Source organism: Microcoleus sp. AT3-D2 (genome assembly GCF_036705715.1).
Lineage (GTDB): Bacteria > Cyanobacteriota > Cyanobacteriia > Cyanobacteriales > Microcoleaceae > Microcoleus.
The window spans coordinates 58,090-76,872 of the sequence record NZ_JAUBVE010000005.1 but is presented as its reverse complement, the minus strand read 5'-3'; the positions used below and the strand labels follow the sequence as shown (position 1 = coordinate 76,872).

Here is an 18,783-nt window from a genome sequence, read left to right as displayed (position 1 = left end):
CTGTTCTTCTCGTTGTTTCTGTTCTTCTAGTTGTCTCTGTTTTTCTGCTGCTTCTTCTGCTAATAATTTATTCTCAATACGTTCGTCTTCATTACTCCAAAGTTCATCTTCTAATGTACTTATTTCTTTGTTTATTTCTCGATTTATCAAACTAAACTTTTTTCTTAAATTAGTTATTTTACCTTCAAGCTCATTCAACATTTCAGTAGTGATAGGTTTACATCCTTTCAACCAACTACTATCAAGCATTTCCATAATCTTTTTTACTTCTTCTTTATCAAAAGTTATTACACTAGCTTCTTTGTTTTTCACACCATTTCTCGTTAAATTCTGGCTTCCTATAGTGGCAAACCTACCAGGAGCAATAATCATTTTCGCATGAAGTCTTTCTAAATGATAAAGTTTACAACCACATTGATGTAAAATTTTTAATGTTTTTAATGAAGAAGCACCAGAAACAAAATTACGAACTGAAAAGATTGTGTATACCTCACAATTAGCAACTTGTGACTCTCTTAAAATTCCTTCTGCTGTTTTTGATGTCAAGTAAGGTGAAAGTATTATTAGCTGATCATTATCATCAAGTTTCTTAATTTCAGTGTGCCAGCGGCGGCTAATATTTTTTAAATAGTAGTAAGGTGGCTTTCTCATAATGTAATTTTCTGATTTATAACATCAAACCACTGCAAAGTTTTGTCTACCCTTTACATATCAAGTACACTATACAAAACCCGTCACAATTAAATTGCAACGAGTTTTGTATAGAACTTTAAACTACTTATGTTCAGTTAAATTTCCTATGCAAAAACCATCTACACGGTTTAAATGTCCTCTCCAATAACCTCCTCTATGATTTGGAATTAATAAATTATTAGCGTTTTTAGGAGTTAAACAATTGCCATTATAAAAAGCAACATTTTTTAAATGTATGTATTCTATGTTTTTTAATTGGCTTTTCACTTCCCGATCGCCTGACAATTTTGCTGCAAAGGATTGATGATTTTCTAAGAATATTTGAGCCTCTTTTTCTAATATATCAGAACTAGAAAAAGATAATTTCAGGTCATTATATATACCCTCAAAATACAATTTCTCACTAATCACCACCCCACTAACACTTAAACCTTGAACAGAAAGTGTAATGTCTATGTCTACCTGACCTGCAAATTTATCCGCAGTATCTATCAGATAAATTAACAACTTGTCTGAATCTGATGATATCTGGATTTTTTCTTCGACTGAAACAGGTGTATTTTCTTGCGTCATAATTTTTTCAGAATAAGTTAATTAAATACATTGTACAAAATTTTAAAAAAACGTCAACCATTTACATCTGAAGGTTTGACGCACAAAAGCTAGACGGTGCGACAGTGCCACCGCTGCGACCGTGCCAGCCGTGCCCGCGAGCCGATCGCCCCAAAACCCTCTAGACCGCCCTAAATGGTGCATTTTTCACACTTGCCAGTGCCAGCCGTCCGATCGCCTCTCACCTGGTCACAGTCGATCGCCTCGGTGTCATCCGATCGCCCTGTTGAATCTGGCAATTTGAAGGGGTAACGACAGCCGAAAAAAATTACCCCCTCAAAAAAACACCTACCCCTAGGCGCAAATTTTATCCATCAACCCGATTCAAATTCCAGTCGTAAGGCAAAAAAACGATCGCCCATCCATCACCCACAGCCGCCTCCGGCCCCAAATAACCGCCCACATAGTCAGCCACCGAACCCGCCGCTTTTACAAAATCCTCGCCGTACCACTTAAAAATCTTGCTCAAATAAAGCGTCTTTTTCTCGGCATCATATCGCACCTTATCAGGATTGTGAATAAAACGGCTGGCATCCGCTTCTAGTTGAGTCCGTACCGACTCCGGGAAATAAGCCCCCCGGCGCAGCAGCGGGCACCCGACTGAAGCGCAAACTAATGCAAAATGGATGCGCGGTTCCGCAAATTCCGGCCGCAAAATTGCGTGTTCGATTTGATTGAGACTGTACTTTTTGCCGCCAATAATCGTATTTGAACGAGTGAAAAAATCCAAAAAACTCAGCCAGTTGGGAATTCCCAAAACTTTGGGACGGATCGACGCGATCGGATATACTTCCAGAACTTGAGAAATTGCGATCGCATTATACGCATTCAGCCACAACGCCAGCCGCGCATCCGCATCAGTACCATCCGCCAAATCCACATCCGCCAAACTTTCCAGCCACGCCCTCAAAACATCTGCCCCCTCAGCTTTCCAGCCCCGATAATTGACGCGGCCCAAATCGTCAACGTAGCGTTGCAGCAACTCGTCCCAAATCGTAAAGTCGATCGTACCGATCATTTATTACTATCCCTAATCTAAGGCGGGCATTGCTTTAGCTTCTGCTTCTATTTAATACTACCCTCAACCCAAATAACACCTGCAACGGTAGCATTTTTTAGATTAACCCCCTCAAACGGGCTCTGGATTAAATTAGCTTGAGTAAAATTAGCGCCTTGTAAATTAGCTTGCCGCCAAGAAGCCCCGCTCAAATTTGCCCCTTGCAAATTCGCATTTGCTAAACTCGCGTACCGCAGGCGAATGCCGATCAAATCGCCGCCAGGACACTGGTTAGTTTACCGCAACTAATTGATTTGCTGCGGGTTAGGTGCAATCACTGGTGTAGCCAACCCGAAAATCATTCCTCATGAAACTGCTCCCAAAGTTACAGATTTCCTGCTCTTTACATTCTACAATCTTAAAAGATTCTTAATTTCAATTTCAACGGGGATCGGTTTCTTCCGGCACAACACCAATCCCACTTTGACCTGCAATTTTTTTAATTTCCCTTACCTCCATAACACACTATGACGGATCGAACCAACTTTTTCGATAAACTGTTAGCGGCTGTTGAAAGCAATCAAAGTTTGCTTTATTTAGCCCTCGACCCCGACCCGGAAACCTTGCCGCCGCAGGTTTCGATGACAGGGGAAGAGACTCAAATTTTTGTAACTGATTTGTTGTCAAAGCTGAAATGTGCGATCGACCAAACAGCCGATTTAATCTGTGCCTGCAAAATCACCCTCGGTTTTTACCAATCTCTCGGTATTCCCGGTTGGGCATTGCTGCAAGAAATTTTAACAATTATTCCCCCTCACCTGCCAGTAATTTTAGATGCCAAACACTGCGATTTAAATACCAGCGCAGTGTTTGCCAAAATTGTATTTCAAGACTGGCGAGTTGACGCTATTACCTTAAGTCCCTATGCCGGATTCGACCAAGTAGCGCCTTTTTTGTTATACGCTGGAAAAACTGTTTTTGTCCTCTGTGCCACCGCCAACCCCTCAGCCGAGGCTGTGCAAGAATACCCGACGCCAAACAACCCTTTTTATTTGCAATTAGTCCGACTCTCTCAAACTTGGGGAACTCCCGAAAAAGTCGGTTTAGAAGTAGGAGTATTGCCGGATATGTTAGCCCGCATCCGCAAAGAAGCTCCTGAACGCTTAATTTTAGTCGAAGGAGACATCGCGGTAGAAAATGACCTCACAGAAGAAAACGACCTCGCACAACTGCTGGCGGCCGGTTTAAGCAAGAATGGTGAAGATTTGCTGCTGCCAGTCCCTCCGAGTTTATTAGCCGAGAAAGAGCCGCGCCGAGAAATTGAGAAATTGCGGGATAGTATTAATAAACAGAGGCTGCGGGCGATCGAAGGTAGCCCCACTTGCGAATTGTGGCTGCCCGATGTTTGCTTTTTGCAACAGGAACCTCACCGCGATTTAATCTTGCAACTTTATGACATCGGCTGCGTAGTTTTTGGCGACCACGTACAAGCATCGGGAGCCGTATTTCCATATTACATCGACTTGCGGAAAATAATTTCTATTCCGCAGATTTTCCATCAAATTGTCAGCGCTTATGCAGACATTCTCAAGGATTTAAAATTCGATCGCATTGCAGGAATTCCCTACGGTTCTTTACCCACAGCAACGGGTTTAGCATTGCGGATGGAACGCCCGATGATTTTCCCGCGCAAAGAGGTGAAAACTTACGGGGCGGGAAAATTAATTGAGGGGCATTTTCAGGCAGGAGAAACGATTGTCGTAGTCGATGATATTTTGATTAGTGGCAAAAGCGTGATGGAAGGCGCGGCTAAGTTAAAATCGGCTGGGTTGAATGTGGAAGATATTGTGGTATTAATCGACCACGAACAGGGAGTCAAAGATAAGATGCAGGCCAACGGTTATCGCGCCCATTCTGTGTTAGCGCTTTCGGAAATAGCTCAAACTTTGTATCAAGCAAATCGCATCGATACCGAGCAATTCCATCTTTTGACTGCGGAACATTAAAGTATAAAATATCTAGTTACCAGGCTCTGCCTGGTAATTAATACCCGGAGGCTCTGCCTCCTTTATCTATGTCTCATTTGCCTTGTTTTAATGGAGGCAGAGCCTCCTGAAAGGCGTTACCAGGCAGAGCCTGGGAACGAGTAAAGGTAAATAAATCAACCTTGCAAAACTTCAATTAAAGCATCGCCCATTGCCCGACAGCCGACGATTTTCATGCCTTCCGACATGATATCACCAGTGCGATAACCTCGATCCAAAACTTCGACAACTGCTTGCTCAATTTTATTAGCAGCTTCCGGCTGATTTAAGGCGTAGCGCAGCATCATTGCCGCACTCAAAACTTGGGCGATGGGATTGGCTTTATCTTGTCCGGCGATGTCTGGTGCGGAACCGTGCACGGGTTCAAAAACTCCCGGCCCGTTTGCTCCCAAACTAGCAGAAGGCAGCATTCCAATACTACCAGTTAGCATCGCCGCCGCATCGGAAAGAATGTCGCCGAATAAATTGCCCGTGACAATTGTATCGAACTGTTTCGGCCAGCGAATTAACTGCATGGCTGCGTTGTCAACGTAGAGGTGAGAAAGTTCGACATCAGGGTATTCTGAAGAAAGGGCAATAATACGATCGCGCCACAGTTGGGAAACGTCCAAAACATTCGCTTTATCAACGGAACACAGCCTTTTCCCCCGCTTCCTGGCAGTCTCAAAAGCAACTCGCCCGATTCTGTCAATTTCTGACTCGGTGTAAGCCATCGTATTAACGCCGCGTTTTTCGCCTGTTTCCGTCTCAAAAATACCTTTCGGTTTGCCGAAATAAATGCCGCCTGTGAGTTCGCGGATTACCATAATATCCACGCCTTCGACAACTTCCCGTTTCAAACTAGAAGCATCAACCAATTGCGGTAAAATAGTCGCCGGCCGCAAATTGGCAAACAATCCCAATCCGGCGCGCAGTCCTAATAATCCCGTTTCCGGGCGCTGTTCGCGGGGCAAATTATCCCACTTGTAACCGCCAATTGCTGCTAACAATACTGCATCGCAGTTGCGGCATTTTTCCAGTGTTTCTTCTGGCAGCGGATTGCCTGTTGCGTCAATAGCAGCACCGCCCATTAAAGCTTCTTGAAATTCAAAGCCGATGTCCAATTGTTTGCCGACAAGTTTCAGGACATCTACCGCCACAGCGATAATTTCAGGGCCGATGCCGTCTCCTGGTAAAAGAGTGATGCGGTAGTTTTGAGTCATATCGATTTTGGAGGTTTGATTTGAGATTTGAGATTGAGAGTTAATGGGAATTCTTTGGAAATGCAAGACATTCTCACAAGGCTATAATCATATCAGGATAAGCAACCTCAGAATTCATTATGACATTCCCGACTTACCCGCCTGCTCAAGCTGAACCGCCTCTAGACCCCCGGCAGAGTTTGCCAACAATGTATGATTTACCTAGCGAAGACCCAAAGGAGCCCGGTTTGCCCGATACATTTCATTTAGATCAGCCGCAACTCTTGGAATTCACCTTTTTGCCGCCGGGATGGGATGCGGAACAAGTCTTTACAGCCAGTGACCTAAATTTGTATTACGATGCAACACAACCGCGCTGGCATAAACGCCCGGATTGGTTTGCTGCGGTGGGTGTGCCAAGGCTTTATCAAGGGCGCGATATGCGTTTGAGTTATGTAGTTTGGCAAGAACGGGTAAATCCGTTTGTGGTGGTGGAATTGCTATCGCCGGGCACTGAAGATGAAGATTTAGGGCGGACTGTTCAGCAAGCTGGGGAACCGCCGACTAAGTGGCAAGTTTATGAACAAATTTTGCGGATTCCTTACTATTTTATTTTCAGTCGCTACACGGATGAATTGCGAGCTTTTCATCTTGTAGGAGGCCACTATGAACCGGCAGAATTAATTGATGGGCGGTTATTTATTCCTGAGTTGCAGTTGAGTTTAGGTTGGTGGCAAGGCACTTATAAGAGTATGAATCGGTTGTGGTTGCGGTGGTTTACGGCCCAAGGAGGGTTGATTTTGAGTCCGGGTGAAAGGGCGACGGCGGCGGAACGGCAACTGATTGAATCTCAACAGCAAGTAATTGAAGCTCAACAGCAACTGACAGAATCTCAACAGCAACTGACAGAATCTCAACAGCGAGAGGAAAGACTAGCGGCGCGGTTGCGGGAACTAGGCATTGATCCTGAACAGTTGGTTTAATAGTTCTCGCACCCAGGCCTGGTGAAACCCGTTTTCAACTCCTCGAATCCGCGCAACAGGAGTGAAATAAGATAAAAACAGTTCGATCGCACGCACGTACAAAAAAATCGGCAAGGAGTCGCACCAGTGGCAGAGGGCGAAGGCATACCAACATCAGCACAGATTGATTATCGGGACTATTCTTGGGCATTTTGGCCAGTTGTCCCCCTCTATCCCTACAGCAAGCGGCGCACCATCCGCAAGGAAATAGTCAAGGACACAATCTGGACTTTTGACCAGCTACAAGGCATTTTTTACGTGATCGTCCCGATTCGGATGACAGTAATTAAACTAGAACCCGAAGGCCTTCTCGTCTACGCCCCGGTTGCACCGACTCCTGAGTGCATCCGCTTGGTAAAAGAGTTAGTAGCAGAGCACGGCGAGGTGAAGTACATCCTGCTGACAACGGTTTCGGGCATCGAGCACAAAGTTTTTGTCGGCCCCTTTGCGAGGTGTTTTCCCGAAGCGCAGGTGTTTGTCGCCCCGCAGCAGTGGAGTTTCCCGGTGAATTTGCCGCTGAGTTGGCTGGGTTTGCCGGCGAAACGCACCTCTGTACTGCCGTTTGACAGCAGCAACACGCCGTTAGCGGATCAATTTGACTGGGCAATTCTCGGCCCCCTCGACCTCGGTTTGGGCAGATTTGCCGAAGTTGCGTTATTTCACAGACGATCGCGCACGCTGATGCTAACAGATTCCATAGTTTCGATTCCCGAAAATCCGCCGGCGATCGTCCAACTCGACTCTTACCCCCTGCTATTTCACGCCAAAGACAGCGCCTCGGAGACGGTGGCTGACACCCACGAAAATCGGCGCAAAGGGTGGCAGAGAATCGCCTTATTTGCCATGTATTTTAGCCCCAGCGTGCTGGAAGTGCCACCGTGGTCGGAGGTATTTGCCAGCGCACGCAAAGCGCCAGAACGCTCTAGGAAAGCTTATTTCGGGTTGTATCCGTTCAAGTGGAAAAGAGATTGGGTGCGATCGTTTGAGGCTTTGCGGGGAGGAGGGCGGTTGTTTGTCGCGCCGATTTTGCAGACTTTGATTCTCAACCGCGCGCCGAGGGAAACTCTCGATTGGGTGGATCAAGTGGCGAGTTGGGACTTTCAAAGGATTGTACCTTGTCACTTCGATAGTGCGATCGACTCCCGGCCGCGTGAATTTCGGCAAGCATTCTCATTTCTGGAAAAACACTCGTCTGTTAATTCTTTACCGGAAGATGATTTTAAATTGCTCAGGCAGATTGATGCGGGTTTGAATAAAACTGGTTTGGTTCCACCTGCGAAAGAGAAGGTTTAATCTTACATCTTGCACCATTGTTAAGAACAGGCAAGATGCCTGTTCCACAATAAAATTGAGTTTTGTGGAACGGGCATCTTGCCCGTTCCTAAACAGCTAATTGAGAATAGTGCAACATCTCAGTTGACTCAGATATCTGTAGGGACACGGCAATGCCGTGCCCTTACCTTTCGCACTTAAACTCATCAAACTTCACCACTTGCGACTCCGGTTTCCGCGTATCAAAATAGTAGCTGCTAACCGTACCCTCCCCCGTATCAAAAATAGTAAAAGCCGTAATATCGTTGCTATCAATATACGGCAGCGGCCGCCCGTCTTCTCCCAACAAAGGCGCAACAGTCGGCACCACAGGTTCCAATCCGTTCGGGTCTCCAATTGCGCTGTAATCTTCCCGATATCCCGGCGGCACAAATCGGCGCTTTTCCCCCGCAAAAGCACCGTAACTGTTGCCCACATTAGAAGTCTCCAAAAAGTGCATTCCACTGGAACTTACAAACCGATTCCATAAGTGCGAATGTCCGTAGAATACCAACTGCACCCCCGCTGTTTCTAGTAGCGGCACTACATCCCGAATCAGATAATCTTGCTGTTTCGGATACTCGTAACGCACCATTTTAGTCTCGCCATCGAGAGCGCGATCGACTATTTGCACTGGATCGGTATAAGCAGGTACAATATTGTCACCCAGAGAATGCGGCGGGTGGTGAAACATCACAATTTTATATTTTGCCTGCTGGAATTCCGAACTCTTTAACTCTTGTTGCAGCCAAGTATATTGAGCGCTGCCCTTGACAATCGGCTCAAAAATATGCTGTCCGTATCCCCATTTTTCGGGATTATTAAAATCTTCGTCCCGTTCGCGATACCTGCCTCTGGCACCCGGATCTAAATTCGGAGTCCGCCAGATATTCGTAACATACAAAGTTACTAACCGCACGTCCCCAAAAGTCACAGCATAGTAATTTTTGCCACCAGGTAAATTGAAAACTTCGTCATAGGTATCGCTATTAAAAGTATTGTTTTTCAGCCAGATTTCGCGCACTGAAGGGTCATTATTTGGATTCAAAGATGCAGCCCGTTGAGCGTATATTTTCTCGGCAGTGGCGCGGGGAAAAGGATCGTGAAACTGCTTGTAGAGTGTGCTGCTATTTGAATACCTACCCATGATTTCGTGATTGCCAATGGCGGGAAATAAAGGCGCGTGTTGGATCAGTTCGCCGCCGCTGTAAACGGTTTTGATGCCGTTTTTGTCGAGTGCGGAAAATGCCCGACCTTGCAGCGCGGGAAAGAAGGCGCGGCCTTGGTAGTCGTCAAACCATTCAGAAGCGCGATCGGGTATATTAATTAAATCCCCAGCCATGAAAACCGCGTCAACTCTCCCAATTGTTTCGGCTACTTTCTGGAGATTTGCTGCTGTCATAGGCATCAATTGATGGTCGGAAGTTAGAAGAATGTTGAGCGCACTTCCTGCTGCTGGTGTAGGAGAAAAAGTGAAAATTTTGCTCCTGACAGATGCGCCGTCTTTCCTTTCGCTAGTGACTCGATAAGGAATGCGAACACCGGGTATTAAATTGGGGACTTCTGCTTCGTGGCGCCAGATGTTGCGGACAATTGGATTGCTGTCAATTATGCTTTGTTTGACTTCATCGGAAATGCGCGAGTCTTGGTCTTCGCGAGTGCGGCTTAGCTTGGTAGTATTTGCAGCCGCAATTTGACTCAAATTTTCGCCGTAAGCAACAGTGTTGCGAGTACCAGGAAACTCGGTGAACCAGACAACTCGCACCGATTTTGCTGTTGGAAGTTGCAGAAACGGATCGGTTAAAAGCTGAGGTTCGTTGAGGTAAGATTGCATAATGAAACCTAGCAGTAGGACAATCAAAATCAAAACACCAAAAAACCAGGGATTGCGGGGCAAATCTCTATGATTTTCTAATTGATCGGGCAATGGTGTCAACATAAGTTATTAGTCATTAGTCATTAGTCATTAGTCATTAGTCTGAAGAAAAAACAGCCATCGATTTTAGATTCTCGACTGGGAATTTTAAACTACCAAGGTTATCAAAAAGTTAAAAAATTAGTAAAATATCTCACATCTAACAAACTTCAACCATTTTTTCACATCTTCTGAACTCTCCCTTCTCTTTCTCTTTCTCTCCGCCCTCTGCGCCCTCTGCGGTTCATTAAAAAAATCTTTATCAAAAATGCTTGAGACTTGCGATATAACATTCTTAACACCCTTCCTTCAATCTAAAATCTAAAATCTAAAATCTAAAATCCCATGACTCGCCACCTTCTCAAGGCTAACTGCAAAACCGTACACTTGGGCGGTTTCTCTCCGAATATCAAACCTGCTTTAAGGGTAGATTCGGGCGATCGCATCGATATCGAAACCTATTCAGGATATTATGTTGCTGACAAAGCCCCGCCCGAATTTCTCACCCCCGAATTTTTAGAGATTTGTCAGAATTTGCCCCCCAACCGCAAAGTTGGCCCAGGGCCCCACTTGCTGACAGGCCCGATTTATGTTAACAATGCCGAACCGGGAGACGTTTTAGAAATTCACATTGAGGATGTTTACCCGAGTTTATCAGTAGGATTTAATGCAATTCGCGCCGGATGGGGAGCTTTGCCTGAGTATTTCTCAGAACCTAAATTGCGGTTTATTCCGCTAGATTTAGAGCAAAAAAATGCTGAATTTCCCACAGGTAGCGGCATTCGGATTCCCCTGCATCCTTTTTTTGGCATTATCGGCGTTGCCAATGCAGAAATCAACCGTTCTTCTATTCCTCCAGCGCGCTACGGCGGCAATATGGACAATCAGGAACTCCAAGCAGGAACACGGTTATTTTTACCTGTTTTTCTGCGTGGCGGTTTACTGTCCATCGGCGACGGACATTCGGCACAAGGAGACGGTGAAGTTGACGGTACTGCCATTGAAACTTCGATGAACGGGACGATTCAAATCATCTTACGCAAGGATTTTATTCTGATATTTCCGTTTGCTGAAACGCCCACTCATATTGTGATTATGGGATTCGGTAAAACATTAGATGAAGCGTTTGACATGGCGGTAAAACAGACGGTTTATTGGCTGCAAAAGTTTGCAGGTTTCAAAGAGGAAGATGCTTATGTTTTGTGTTCCCTGATCGTAAATTTTCGGATTACGCAGGCTGTCAACAATCCTCAAAAAGGAGTTCACGGAATGATTCCCAAGTGTATTTTGCTCGATGTGAACATTATTGACCACCGAGTTTGAGGTAATATGATAACACGCGATCGACAAAAAAATTAAGATCGCGATCGCACAAACTACACAAATTTGTCACTGCTGTGGTCGATCCGGATCGCGCTCCTGTTGACAATTAAGCTTAAAATGAGATAAGTTAAGAAATCTACCTAAATCGAACTCAACATGAAAAACCAGACTGACGATGTTGCAAAAAAAGATTTAGTTGATCGAGCTTTTGGGAGTGCAGCAATACCAGATCCGACAGCGTGGGTGCACGAACATTATTTTCTGGCTAATTTCGCCGATACTCTGGCCCACATCCAAGAACATCTGTCTGAAGACAGTTGCGAAATCGGCGAGAATGGTGATTCGGGTGAGGGGATATTATCGATCGATGCCAAAATTAGAGATATGTTGAGAGCTACTTTTAGCGACGACGGCTGGCAGTATGTCGAAAGTTTATTGTGAGTTTGGTAAAATCCCTAAGTATTTGTACGTTCATAACTTTAGAGCGTAATTTATACCTGTTTAAAAAAAGAATCCAACTTTAGGTCGGTGATCTAAACCCTTAGATCATCCTTTATTCCCAATTCTTTAATCTCAAATCTCAAATCTCAAATAATATCAGTTTCCTCCCCCAACGCAGACTCGTAACTCAGAGTAGCTGCGTGCATTTCTACCCCAATTTGAAGTAAATTTGACCTATTGTGATGTAGGATACTTTAGATGGGGGAGAAATTACTGTCGCTAGGAATTTCGATCGATCGCAAAAACGCGGCACTTTCTTCGGGCAAAGCAGTATTGATAAACATCCCGCTGCCCAACTCAAATCCAGCTTGCTTGGTGACTCTGGGAATAATGGCGATATACCAGTGAAAGTATTTTGTTGCCCGTTGGGCGATCGGCACCGATCGAATATTATAGTTGTAATCGGGATTGTTCAATCCGTAATAAAACTTAGCCAGTACAGTTTTCAAAGTATCAGCAAGATCCGTAATTTCCGCATCAGTAATTTCATCAAACGAAGAGGAATGCCGGCGCGGAAAGATCCAAGTGTGAAACGGTGAAAGTGCCGCGTAAGGAATAAAAGCCACAAAATGTTCACTCTCACAAATCACTCTTTCCTTCGCCGCTAATTCATCTTCCAAAGTGCGGCAAAACAGACATTCTCCCGTGTCGTCAAAATATCTAATAGCTTCGTCGATGCGGCTGCGAAATTGGCTGGGTACAACGGGCGTCGCTGCTATCTGCGAGTGGGGGTGTTCGAGAGAAGTTCCGGCAGTTTCCCCGTGATTTTTGAAGATAATAATTGTTTCAATGTGGGGATTTTTTCTAATTTCTACATAGCGCTGGCGGTATACTAAAAGTATGTTTTCAACTTCTTCAACACTCAACAAAGCTGTCGTCAAATCGTGTCGCGGATGTTCGACAATTACCTCGTGAATGCCGATTCCCGCCATCGTGCGGTGAATTCCCGATGATATCCTCATCCATTTGGCTGTCGGGGAGAGGGCGGGATATTTGTTGTGAATTGCCCGGACTTTCCAGCCCGTGCGATCGCCCAAACGGCAAGTTTCCAAGGTTCCGTCTTCCTCATTTCCCACACAAAACGGGCAATCGGCGCGGTGCGGTGGCACTTCTGCTGCCCACTTTTTTTTGTTAGCGAATTGATCCGGTCTTGTCGCCCGTTCGGTGGCGATGATTACCCAATCTCTGGTAATTAGATTTTGTCTAAGTTCAGACATTTTCTTACCTTCAGTTGCAGGGTTTAACCGTTTATTATTCTAGAGAATGATTGGCTTTTTGTCACTCGCTTTTGCAGTTTTTTAACAAATCTTGATTTCTAATTTTCCCAGCAGTTCCCCAACAAAAGTTAACAACAGTTGGGATCGACGAGAGAGGGCGATTAGGGACTAAAGTGGTTGCTCCCGATGTTACAGAATATCTGTCTAGGCAGTACAAGCAAGCACAGATTTTAACCGCAGAGATTAAGCCAACTGCAACTGCACATTTTGCAACTTGCAAATAGCTTTCAAGACTTGCGCCAACAAGAGCGATCGCTCTCGGTCAGTCAAACTCAAGTCTGGTAAAATCTGATAAGTACAAGGATTGCCGCGCGTCAGATACACAAACTGATAGTTACGTCCATTCGTCGTCAATCCCCAAACAGACGATTGCTGCTGCAAACTTTTATAAGCATAAGTCAGCAATTGCGGCAAACCGGCCCAAGGATCGATCGCACTATTTTTCGCCTCGACTACCAAAATCCAAAACTGTGCAGCCGCGAGTTCTGCATCCGGCTGATTTACCGCTAAAACATCCAACCGCCCTTTAATTAAAGTATCCCCATCCTCAACCTCGATGGGGATGCTATCTTCCATTGTCAGCACGATCGGAATATCAAAAAATCCTGCTAATCTCATTAACGGTGAAAGCACTAAAAACTTAACGAGTTCTTCTGAAACTTTTCCGGCGGATAAGTAGCGTCGAAAGTCAGTTCTAATTTTTAATATTTCCTGCTGTTCTAATTCTGACAGCGGTTCCAGAGAGAAAAAATCGGTGAAGGCATCTCCTTCTCGCTCTTCCAATTTTAGAAGGCGGCGAACGTCATTTAGCGAGAGTTGGCTTGCTTCAAAATTTTGCGTCATGGCTTTAGTGCGATCGGCTGTTAATGTCAATTATAATATCAATTATAAAAGCATTACCATCGGATTTGTTATGATATAATCATACCAGATATCGCTCCTGTAAATCGGGTAGATTGTATGAAAGCAATTAAAGTGATGGCAACGATCGACGATCGAGGACAATTGTGCGTTGGTGAACCGCTCAAGTTATATCGCAACAGCCGAGCCGAAGTAATTGTGCTGGTTCCCGAAGTAACAGAAATTAATAAAGAGAAGCAATCTCATGAAGCCAACCACCAAACCACGCAACTAGAAGACTATTTCACCTTCCTAAGACCTGACGATATTCGCCTCAAAGGTTCCCGCATTGGCATCGAAACCATTCTCTATGAATACCTGTTTCGCGCTCGAACTCCAGAAGAAATTGCTAATATTTATACATCCCTCACTCTCGAACAAGTTTATGCGACCATTTTGTACTACCTGCACAACAAAGAAGCAGTCGGTCAGTACATAACCGAATGGTTGGAATGGGGCGATAAAATGCGAGAAGAACAACGTCGCAATCCTCCTCCCGTGACTGAAAAACTCCGCAAATTCAAAGCAGAAAGAGATGCAAGGAGAAAAGTGGATGTCAATCCAGTATCTCTTTGATGAAAATGTCGAGCCTGCGTATGTTAACCAAATTCGCAGGCGCAATCCCGATCTGGTTGTTCTAGCAGTGGGAGAACTAACAGCACCTTCTAAAGGGACTCTCGATCCAGAAATTCTTATTTGGTGCGAAATACACAATTTTATTCTTGTTACCAACAACCGCCGCTCTATGCCAGTTCATTTAACAGCTCATCTAGAGCAAGATCGCCACATTCCAGGAATATTTATCCTGAATTCCAAGCTGAGTATCGGTCAAAATATTGAACTACTGCTTCTGATTTATGAAGCATCATTTGATAATGAGTACCAAGATAGAATTTACAATTTACCAGTGCTATAATTTCTCATGCAGCTCCAACATTTACAAAATTTCCCAAAGTCTTAAGGAAAATAAACATACTTTTGCCCCAACTTATGCAAACAATAGTTAAAAAGACTAACCGAAGTTAAAGTTAAAAGCAATGTCACAAGATACCATCGAATCAATTCTTCATGAAAAACGCCTATTTCACCCGGCCGCTGAATTCTCCGAAAAAGCACACATCAAAAGCTTAGAAGAGTACCAAGCCCTCTACGATAAAGCCAAAGCTGACCCCCAAGCATTCTGGGCAGAACTTGCCGCCCAAGAATTGCACTGGTTCCAAAACTGGGATACCGTGCTCGACTGGCAGCCGCCTTTTGCTAAATGGTTTGTCAACGGCAAAATTAACATTTCTTACAATTGTCTCGATCGCCACTTAACCACTTGGCGCAAAAATAAAGCCGCCCTGATTTGGGAAGGCGAACCCGGAGACTCGCGCACCCTCACCTACGCGCAACTCCACCGCGAAGTCTGCCAAATGGCGAACGTCATCAAACAATTGGGAGTCCAAAAGGGCGATCGCGTCGGCATTTATATGCCCATGATTCCCGAAGCTGCGATCGCCATGCTAGCCTGCGCCAGAATCGGTGCAGTACACAGCGTTGTTTTTGGCGGTTTTAGTGCAGAAGCATTGCGCGATCGACTCAACGACGGCCAAGCAAAACTTGTCATCACCGCTGACGGTGGCTTCCGCAAAGATACCGCCGTCGGCCTCAAAACACAAGTAGACAAAGCATTAGCAAATAATGCCGTACCCAGCGTTACCAACGTTCTGGTAGTTCAGCGTACCAAACAGCAAATTGACATGGAACCGGGGCGCGATCGCTGGTGGCACGAGTTGCAAAAAGACGCCTCCGCCGACTGCCCTGCCGAACCGATGGATAGCGAAGATTTGCTGTTCGTACTCTACACTTCGGGAAGTACCGGCAAACCGAAAGGTGTCGTCCATACAACCGGTGGTTATAACCTTTATACCCACATGACAACCAAGTGGATCTTCGACCTCCAAGATACCGATGTTTACTGGTGTACTGCTGATGTCGGCTGGATTACTGGACACAGTTATATTGTCTACGGGCCACTGTCCAACGGTGCAACAACTTTAATGTATGAAGGTGCTCCTCGCCCTTCAAATCCTGGCTGTTTTTGGGATGTAATTGAAAAATACGGCGTCACCGTTTTCTATACTGCACCCACTGCGATCAGAACATTCATGAAAATGGGCGAACACTTGCCCAACGCGCGCAATTTGTCCTCTTTACGATTATTAGGAACCGTCGGCGAACCGATTAATCCGGAAGCTTGGATGTGGTATCAGCGCGTAATTGGCAACTCGAATTGTCCGATCGTCGATACTTGGTGGCAAACAGAAACCGGGGGAATTATGATTACCGCTTTGCCCGGTGCAATTCCTACAAAACCCGGTTCTGCAACCCTACCGTTCCCCGGAATTGTGGTCGATGTTGTTGACCAAGATGGCGAACCAGTAACTAACGAAAGCGGCGGTTATTTAGTGGTGAAACATCCTTGGCCGGGAATGATGCGTACACTTTACAACGATCCAGACCGTTTTCGCCGCACCTATTGGGAATATTTGCACCCGAAAGATGGCGAATTTGTGTACTTTGCAGGGGACGGCGCGCACAAGGACAAAGACGGTTATTTCTGGGTAATGGGCCGCGTTGACGATGTAATTAATGTCGCCGGACACCGACTCGGCACAATGGAAGTTGAGTCAGCTTTGGTATCGCATCCAGCGGTGGCGGAAGCTGCGGTTGTTGGTAAACCGGATGAGATTAAAGGTGAGGATATTGTGGCTTTTGTTACGCTGGACAACTCGCAGCAACCTAGCGATGAATTGGCGTCTGAGTTGAAGCAGCACGTTGTTAAGGAAATTGGGGCGATCGCCCGTCCCGGCGAAATTCGATTTACTGATGCTTTGCCGAAGACTCGAAGCGGGAAGATTATGCGGCGTTTGCTGCGTTCTTTGGCTGCTGGACAAGAGGTTTCTGGGGATACTTCGACTTTGGAAGACCGGACGGTTTTAGATAAGTTGCGGGGAGGTTCGTAGGGAGATTTTGTAACCGCAGATAAACGCAGATAAACGCGGATAAATTTAATAATAATCTGCATTTATCTGCGGTTTTAGATAACTGCTCAGTAGCTTATTTGCCGCGCCACAGATGAACGGCATCGGCGTTAATTTCAGACCTTACCTGTAGCCAATCCTCCAGCAAGTAGTCATCATCAACTGCTTGCTTGTGCTGTTCGTCTTTGAGAATTGCCAAGACGTGAACTCCAGACGGATAGTTGACATGACGAATTTCTGGGTCATATCCCAAGTCTTGAATTTTTGCCAGAACGCGATCGACAGCACCGGCAACAGTAAGATCGACGGCAAAAATAATTTGACCGAGTTTAGCACCAGGTTTTACACATTCTAGAAGAGCCATTATTTTTTCTCCTTATGCTATGTTAGATATTTTTACTGTAGCAATGAATTATTTGGCTCATCTATTCTTATCAGAAGGCACGCCAGAATCCCTGATTGGCAACCTCTTAGGAGATTTTGTGAAAGGAACGGCCGTCAACCTTTATCCCGAGGAAATTAGAAAGGGCATCGATTTGCACCGCAAAGTAGATAGCTACACGGACTCTCACGCCATAGTGCGATCGAGTAAAAGCCTTGTTTGCGCCGATAGACGCAGGTTTGCTGGAGTTTTGATTGACGTGTTTTACGACCACTTCTTGGCTAAAAATTGGCTGGAATATTCAGAAATTCCGCTTCCCGATTTTTCTCGCCATGTCTATAAAGTCCTGCAAGACAACCGCGATATATTGCCTGAATCTCTCCAGCGGGTGCTGCCAACAATAATTGCCCGCGACTTGCTTTCATCTTATCAGGAAATTGCCGAAATTGGCATCACTCTTACAAGAATGTCTGCCCGAATCAAGCGGACAAATAATTTGGCAAGCGGCATAGAAGATTTGACAGCTAACTATCAGCGATTAGAATCAGATTTTCGCGATTTTTTCCCCGACTTGATAAAATACGCCACCGTTGACAAATATTAATACAAACAACAAAAATTACAGTTGCTATTGATAACGAACTCGTGTATAATTCAACCGATATCTGCATGAAATCTCAAATGCAACAGGGTTGAAAATATGGCAACCAGAATTCCGAACCTGCAAATAACTAAAGTAGTTGATGGCGACAGCATCAAAATTTCTCTCAACGGCAAAACCGAGTCTCTGCGGCTGATTTGCGTCGATACAGAAGAAAGTCATCCGGGAGGCTCCAAACCTGTAACTGCGGCGGGGAAAGCAGGTACGGAAATGGCTAAAAAATACTTCGCCACAGCAGATGGCGGACTTGCTCAAATTGATATAGAATTTGATACAGACGATGCGGTTGAAGTGGCTCTACAAAAACACCGCGACAACTACGGGCGTCTCCTCTGTTACGTACATAAAAATGGAGAAAATTACAATCTTAAACTGATTGAAGAAGGCTGGAGTCCCTACTTTGTCAAATACGGGCGCTCCAGATTGTATCACCGCCAAATGACTGAAGCAGAATCGGCAGCAAAAGCTTACAATCTGATGATTTGGAATCCGATTATTAATGCCAAAATTCCTTCTCGCAACTATGCTAATTTACTGCCTTGGTGGTCGATGCGAGGCTCGATTGTTGAAGAGTTTCGGTTGTCGGAAGCAACGGCAGGAGCGCTTTCTTTGAGGTTGCACTACCCGAAAATATTAGCTGCTTCTGAGAAAGCTAAATCTATTACTATTTTCTGCGATTTGCAGGCGGGAATTACTAAATGGATCGGCGGCAGCGCTCTGATTTATGCTGGCTCAGTTTATCATAAATTAGATTTGTGGATACCGGATGCTGAAACTGATGAAAGAGCTCCATTGAAGCGGCTAATCGAGAAGCGTTATGCAGGTCTGGGACGGGGATATGTGTATGTCAGTGGGAAGGTAGAACAGTACAAAGGGAAGCCTCAAATAGTTTTGAAGGATATCAAACAACTTTCAGATTTTCCCCCAGAAAATTGAA

Annotated in this window: 20 protein-coding genes; 11 read left to right on the top strand and 9 right to left on the bottom strand. The window is 45.1% G+C overall.

Features of this window, described 5'->3' with window-relative positions; all coding sequences use genetic code 11:
- A partial coding sequence (locus QUB44_RS03840; RefSeq protein WP_333363303.1) for a phospholipase D-like domain-containing protein occupies positions 1–651 on the bottom strand: 651 nt, incomplete at its 3' end.
- A gap of 123 nt (positions 652–774) precedes the next feature.
- Entirely contained in the window at positions 775–1,266 is a 492-nt protein-coding gene (locus tag QUB44_RS03835; protein ID WP_333202130.1) for a hypothetical protein, read from the bottom strand.
- A gap of 121 nt (positions 1,267–1,387) precedes the next feature.
- Here QUB44_RS03835 and QUB44_RS03830 point away from each other — a divergent pair, with 121 nt between their 5' ends.
- Positions 1,388–1,549 (top strand): hypothetical protein, encoded by a 162-nt coding sequence (locus QUB44_RS03830; RefSeq protein WP_333363302.1) that lies wholly within the window; start codon positions 1,388–1,390, stop codon positions 1,547–1,549.
- Positions 1,550–1,612: 63 nt separating this feature from the next.
- On the opposite strand, the gene QUB44_RS03825 is transcribed toward QUB44_RS03830, so the two are convergent.
- Together QUB44_RS03825 and QUB44_RS03820 are read right to left on the bottom strand one after the other, a co-directional pair.
- Positions 1,613–2,323 carry a DUF547 domain-containing protein gene (locus tag QUB44_RS03825; protein WP_333363301.1) on the bottom strand — a complete coding sequence of 237 codons (711 nt, stop codon included), beginning with the start codon at positions 2,321–2,323 and terminating at the stop codon, positions 1,613–1,615.
- Positions 2,324–2,370: 47 nt separating this feature from the next.
- On the bottom strand, positions 2,371–2,574 hold the full coding sequence (locus QUB44_RS03820) for a pentapeptide repeat-containing protein (protein ID WP_333363300.1): 204 nt from the start codon (positions 2,572–2,574) through the stop codon (positions 2,371–2,373).
- Between the two features lie 255 nt (positions 2,575–2,829).
- Here QUB44_RS03820 and QUB44_RS03815 point away from each other — a divergent pair, with 255 nt between their 5' ends.
- The gene (locus tag QUB44_RS03815) at positions 2,830–4,308 is read left to right on the top strand and encodes a bifunctional orotidine-5'-phosphate decarboxylase/orotate phosphoribosyltransferase (protein ID WP_333363298.1); all 1,479 of its coding nucleotides are present in this window, start codon (positions 2,830–2,832) and stop codon (positions 4,306–4,308) included.
- A gap of 155 nt (positions 4,309–4,463) precedes the next feature.
- Here the strand turns inward: QUB44_RS03815 and leuB are convergent, their stop codons facing one another.
- A complete protein-coding gene (gene leuB, locus QUB44_RS03810; RefSeq protein ID WP_333363296.1) occupies positions 4,464–5,549 on the bottom strand; it encodes a 3-isopropylmalate dehydrogenase in 1,086 nt (361 codons plus the stop codon).
- Positions 5,550–5,668: 119 nt separating this feature from the next.
- Here leuB and QUB44_RS03805 point away from each other — a divergent pair, with 119 nt between their 5' ends.
- Entirely contained in the window at positions 5,669–6,511 is an 843-nt protein-coding gene (locus QUB44_RS03805) for a Uma2 family endonuclease (RefSeq protein WP_242716859.1), read from the top strand.
- Positions 6,512–6,637: 126 nt separating this feature from the next.
- Positions 6,638–7,843, top strand: a complete 1,206-nt coding sequence (locus QUB44_RS03800) for a DUF4336 domain-containing protein (protein ID WP_333363294.1) — start codon at positions 6,638–6,640, stop codon at positions 7,841–7,843.
- 163 nt (positions 7,844–8,006) lie between these two features.
- Here QUB44_RS03800 and QUB44_RS03795 read toward each other — a convergent pair whose 3' ends face one another.
- Positions 8,007–9,800 (bottom strand): metallophosphoesterase family protein, encoded by a 1,794-nt coding sequence (locus QUB44_RS03795; RefSeq protein WP_333363292.1) that lies wholly within the window; start codon positions 9,798–9,800, stop codon positions 8,007–8,009.
- Between the two features lie 321 nt (positions 9,801–10,121).
- Here QUB44_RS03795 and QUB44_RS03790 point away from each other — a divergent pair, with 321 nt between their 5' ends.
- Together QUB44_RS03790 and QUB44_RS03785 are read left to right on the top strand one after the other, a co-directional pair.
- Positions 10,122–11,099 (top strand): acetamidase/formamidase family protein, encoded by a 978-nt coding sequence (locus tag QUB44_RS03790; protein WP_333363290.1) that lies wholly within the window; start codon positions 10,122–10,124, stop codon positions 11,097–11,099.
- Positions 11,100–11,255: 156 nt separating this feature from the next.
- Positions 11,256–11,540 (top strand): hypothetical protein, encoded by a 285-nt coding sequence (locus tag QUB44_RS03785; RefSeq protein WP_333363288.1) that lies wholly within the window; start codon positions 11,256–11,258, stop codon positions 11,538–11,540.
- A gap of 254 nt (positions 11,541–11,794) precedes the next feature.
- On the opposite strand, the gene galT is transcribed toward QUB44_RS03785, so the two are convergent.
- On the bottom strand, positions 11,795–12,817 hold the full coding sequence (gene galT, locus QUB44_RS03780; RefSeq protein WP_333363286.1) for a galactose-1-phosphate uridylyltransferase: 1,023 nt from the start codon (positions 12,815–12,817) through the stop codon (positions 11,795–11,797).
- A gap of 243 nt (positions 12,818–13,060) precedes the next feature.
- A complete protein-coding gene (locus tag QUB44_RS03775) occupies positions 13,061–13,720 on the bottom strand; it encodes a restriction endonuclease subunit R (protein WP_333363501.1) in 660 nt (219 codons plus the stop codon).
- Between the two features lie 117 nt (positions 13,721–13,837).
- On the opposite strand from QUB44_RS03775, the gene QUB44_RS03770 reads away from it, so the two are divergent.
- The 3 genes from QUB44_RS03770 (at position 13,838) to acs (ending at position 16,785) form a co-directional block, all read left to right on the top strand.
- Positions 13,838–14,353, top strand: a complete 516-nt coding sequence (locus QUB44_RS03770; RefSeq protein WP_445299866.1) for a DUF433 domain-containing protein — start codon at positions 13,838–13,840, stop codon at positions 14,351–14,353.
- Complete coding sequence (locus QUB44_RS03765) at positions 14,331–14,693, top strand: DUF5615 family PIN-like protein (RefSeq protein ID WP_333363284.1); 363 nt, start codon at positions 14,331–14,333, stop codon at positions 14,691–14,693. The genes QUB44_RS03770 and QUB44_RS03765 overlap by 23 nt, the downstream gene beginning before the upstream one ends.
- A 121-nt stretch (positions 14,694–14,814) precedes the next feature.
- Positions 14,815–16,785, top strand: a complete 1,971-nt coding sequence (acs, locus tag QUB44_RS03760; protein WP_333363282.1) for an acetate--CoA ligase — start codon at positions 14,815–14,817, stop codon at positions 16,783–16,785.
- A 94-nt stretch (positions 16,786–16,879) separates the two neighbouring features.
- Here acs and QUB44_RS03755 read toward each other — a convergent pair whose 3' ends face one another.
- Positions 16,880–17,167 carry a hypothetical protein gene (locus tag QUB44_RS03755; protein ID WP_333363280.1) on the bottom strand — a complete coding sequence of 96 codons (288 nt, stop codon included), beginning with the start codon at positions 17,165–17,167 and terminating at the stop codon, positions 16,880–16,882.
- Positions 17,168–17,186: 19 nt separating this feature from the next.
- Here QUB44_RS03755 and QUB44_RS03750 point away from each other — a divergent pair, with 19 nt between their 5' ends.
- Both QUB44_RS03750 and QUB44_RS03745 read left to right on the top strand, forming a co-directional pair.
- Positions 17,187–17,789 (top strand): ACP phosphodiesterase, encoded by a 603-nt coding sequence (locus tag QUB44_RS03750; RefSeq protein ID WP_333363278.1) that lies wholly within the window; start codon positions 17,187–17,189, stop codon positions 17,787–17,789.
- A 96-nt stretch (positions 17,790–17,885) separates the two neighbouring features.
- Positions 17,886–18,782, top strand: a complete 897-nt coding sequence (locus tag QUB44_RS03745) for a thermonuclease family protein (protein WP_333363276.1) — start codon at positions 17,886–17,888, stop codon at positions 18,780–18,782.
- Position 18,783: the final 1 nt, after the last annotated feature.

What these genes read in the sequence shown, in the direction of transcription:
- QUB44_RS03745 (WP_333363276.1), top strand. Translation starts at nt 17,886, where the DNA reads ATGGCAACCAGAATTCCGAACCTGCAAATAACTAAAGTAGTTGATGGC.
- QUB44_RS03825 (WP_333363301.1), bottom strand. Translation starts at nt 2,323, where the DNA reads ATGATCGGTACGATCGACTTTACGATTTGGGACGAGTTGCTGCAACGC.
- QUB44_RS03815 (WP_333363298.1), top strand. Translation starts at nt 2,830, where the DNA reads ATGACGGATCGAACCAACTTTTTCGATAAACTGTTAGCGGCTGTTGAA.
- QUB44_RS03770 (WP_445299866.1), top strand. Translation starts at nt 13,838, where the DNA reads ATGAAAGCAATTAAAGTGATGGCAACGATCGACGATCGAGGACAATTG.
- QUB44_RS03775 (WP_333363501.1), bottom strand. Translation starts at nt 13,720, where the DNA reads ATGACGCAAAATTTTGAAGCAAGCCAACTCTCGCTAAATGACGTTCGC.
- QUB44_RS03755 (WP_333363280.1), bottom strand. Translation starts at nt 17,167, where the DNA reads ATGGCTCTTCTAGAATGTGTAAAACCTGGTGCTAAACTCGGTCAAATT.
- QUB44_RS03835 (WP_333202130.1), bottom strand. Translation starts at nt 1,266, where the DNA reads ATGACGCAAGAAAATACACCTGTTTCAGTCGAAGAAAAAATCCAGATA.
- QUB44_RS03750 (WP_333363278.1), top strand. Translation starts at nt 17,187, where the DNA reads ATGTTAGATATTTTTACTGTAGCAATGAATTATTTGGCTCATCTATTC.
- acs (WP_333363282.1), top strand. Translation starts at nt 14,815, where the DNA reads ATGTCACAAGATACCATCGAATCAATTCTTCATGAAAAACGCCTATTT.
- QUB44_RS03785 (WP_333363288.1), top strand. Translation starts at nt 11,256, where the DNA reads ATGAAAAACCAGACTGACGATGTTGCAAAAAAAGATTTAGTTGATCGA.
- QUB44_RS03790 (WP_333363290.1), top strand. Translation starts at nt 10,122, where the DNA reads ATGACTCGCCACCTTCTCAAGGCTAACTGCAAAACCGTACACTTGGGC.
- QUB44_RS03795 (WP_333363292.1), bottom strand. Translation starts at nt 9,800, where the DNA reads ATGTTGACACCATTGCCCGATCAATTAGAAAATCATAGAGATTTGCCC.
- QUB44_RS03805 (WP_242716859.1), top strand. Translation starts at nt 5,669, where the DNA reads ATGACATTCCCGACTTACCCGCCTGCTCAAGCTGAACCGCCTCTAGAC.
- leuB (WP_333363296.1), bottom strand. Translation starts at nt 5,549, where the DNA reads ATGACTCAAAACTACCGCATCACTCTTTTACCAGGAGACGGCATCGGC.
- QUB44_RS03765 (WP_333363284.1), top strand. Translation starts at nt 14,331, where the DNA reads ATGTCAATCCAGTATCTCTTTGATGAAAATGTCGAGCCTGCGTATGTT.
- galT (WP_333363286.1), bottom strand. Translation starts at nt 12,817, where the DNA reads ATGTCTGAACTTAGACAAAATCTAATTACCAGAGATTGGGTAATCATC.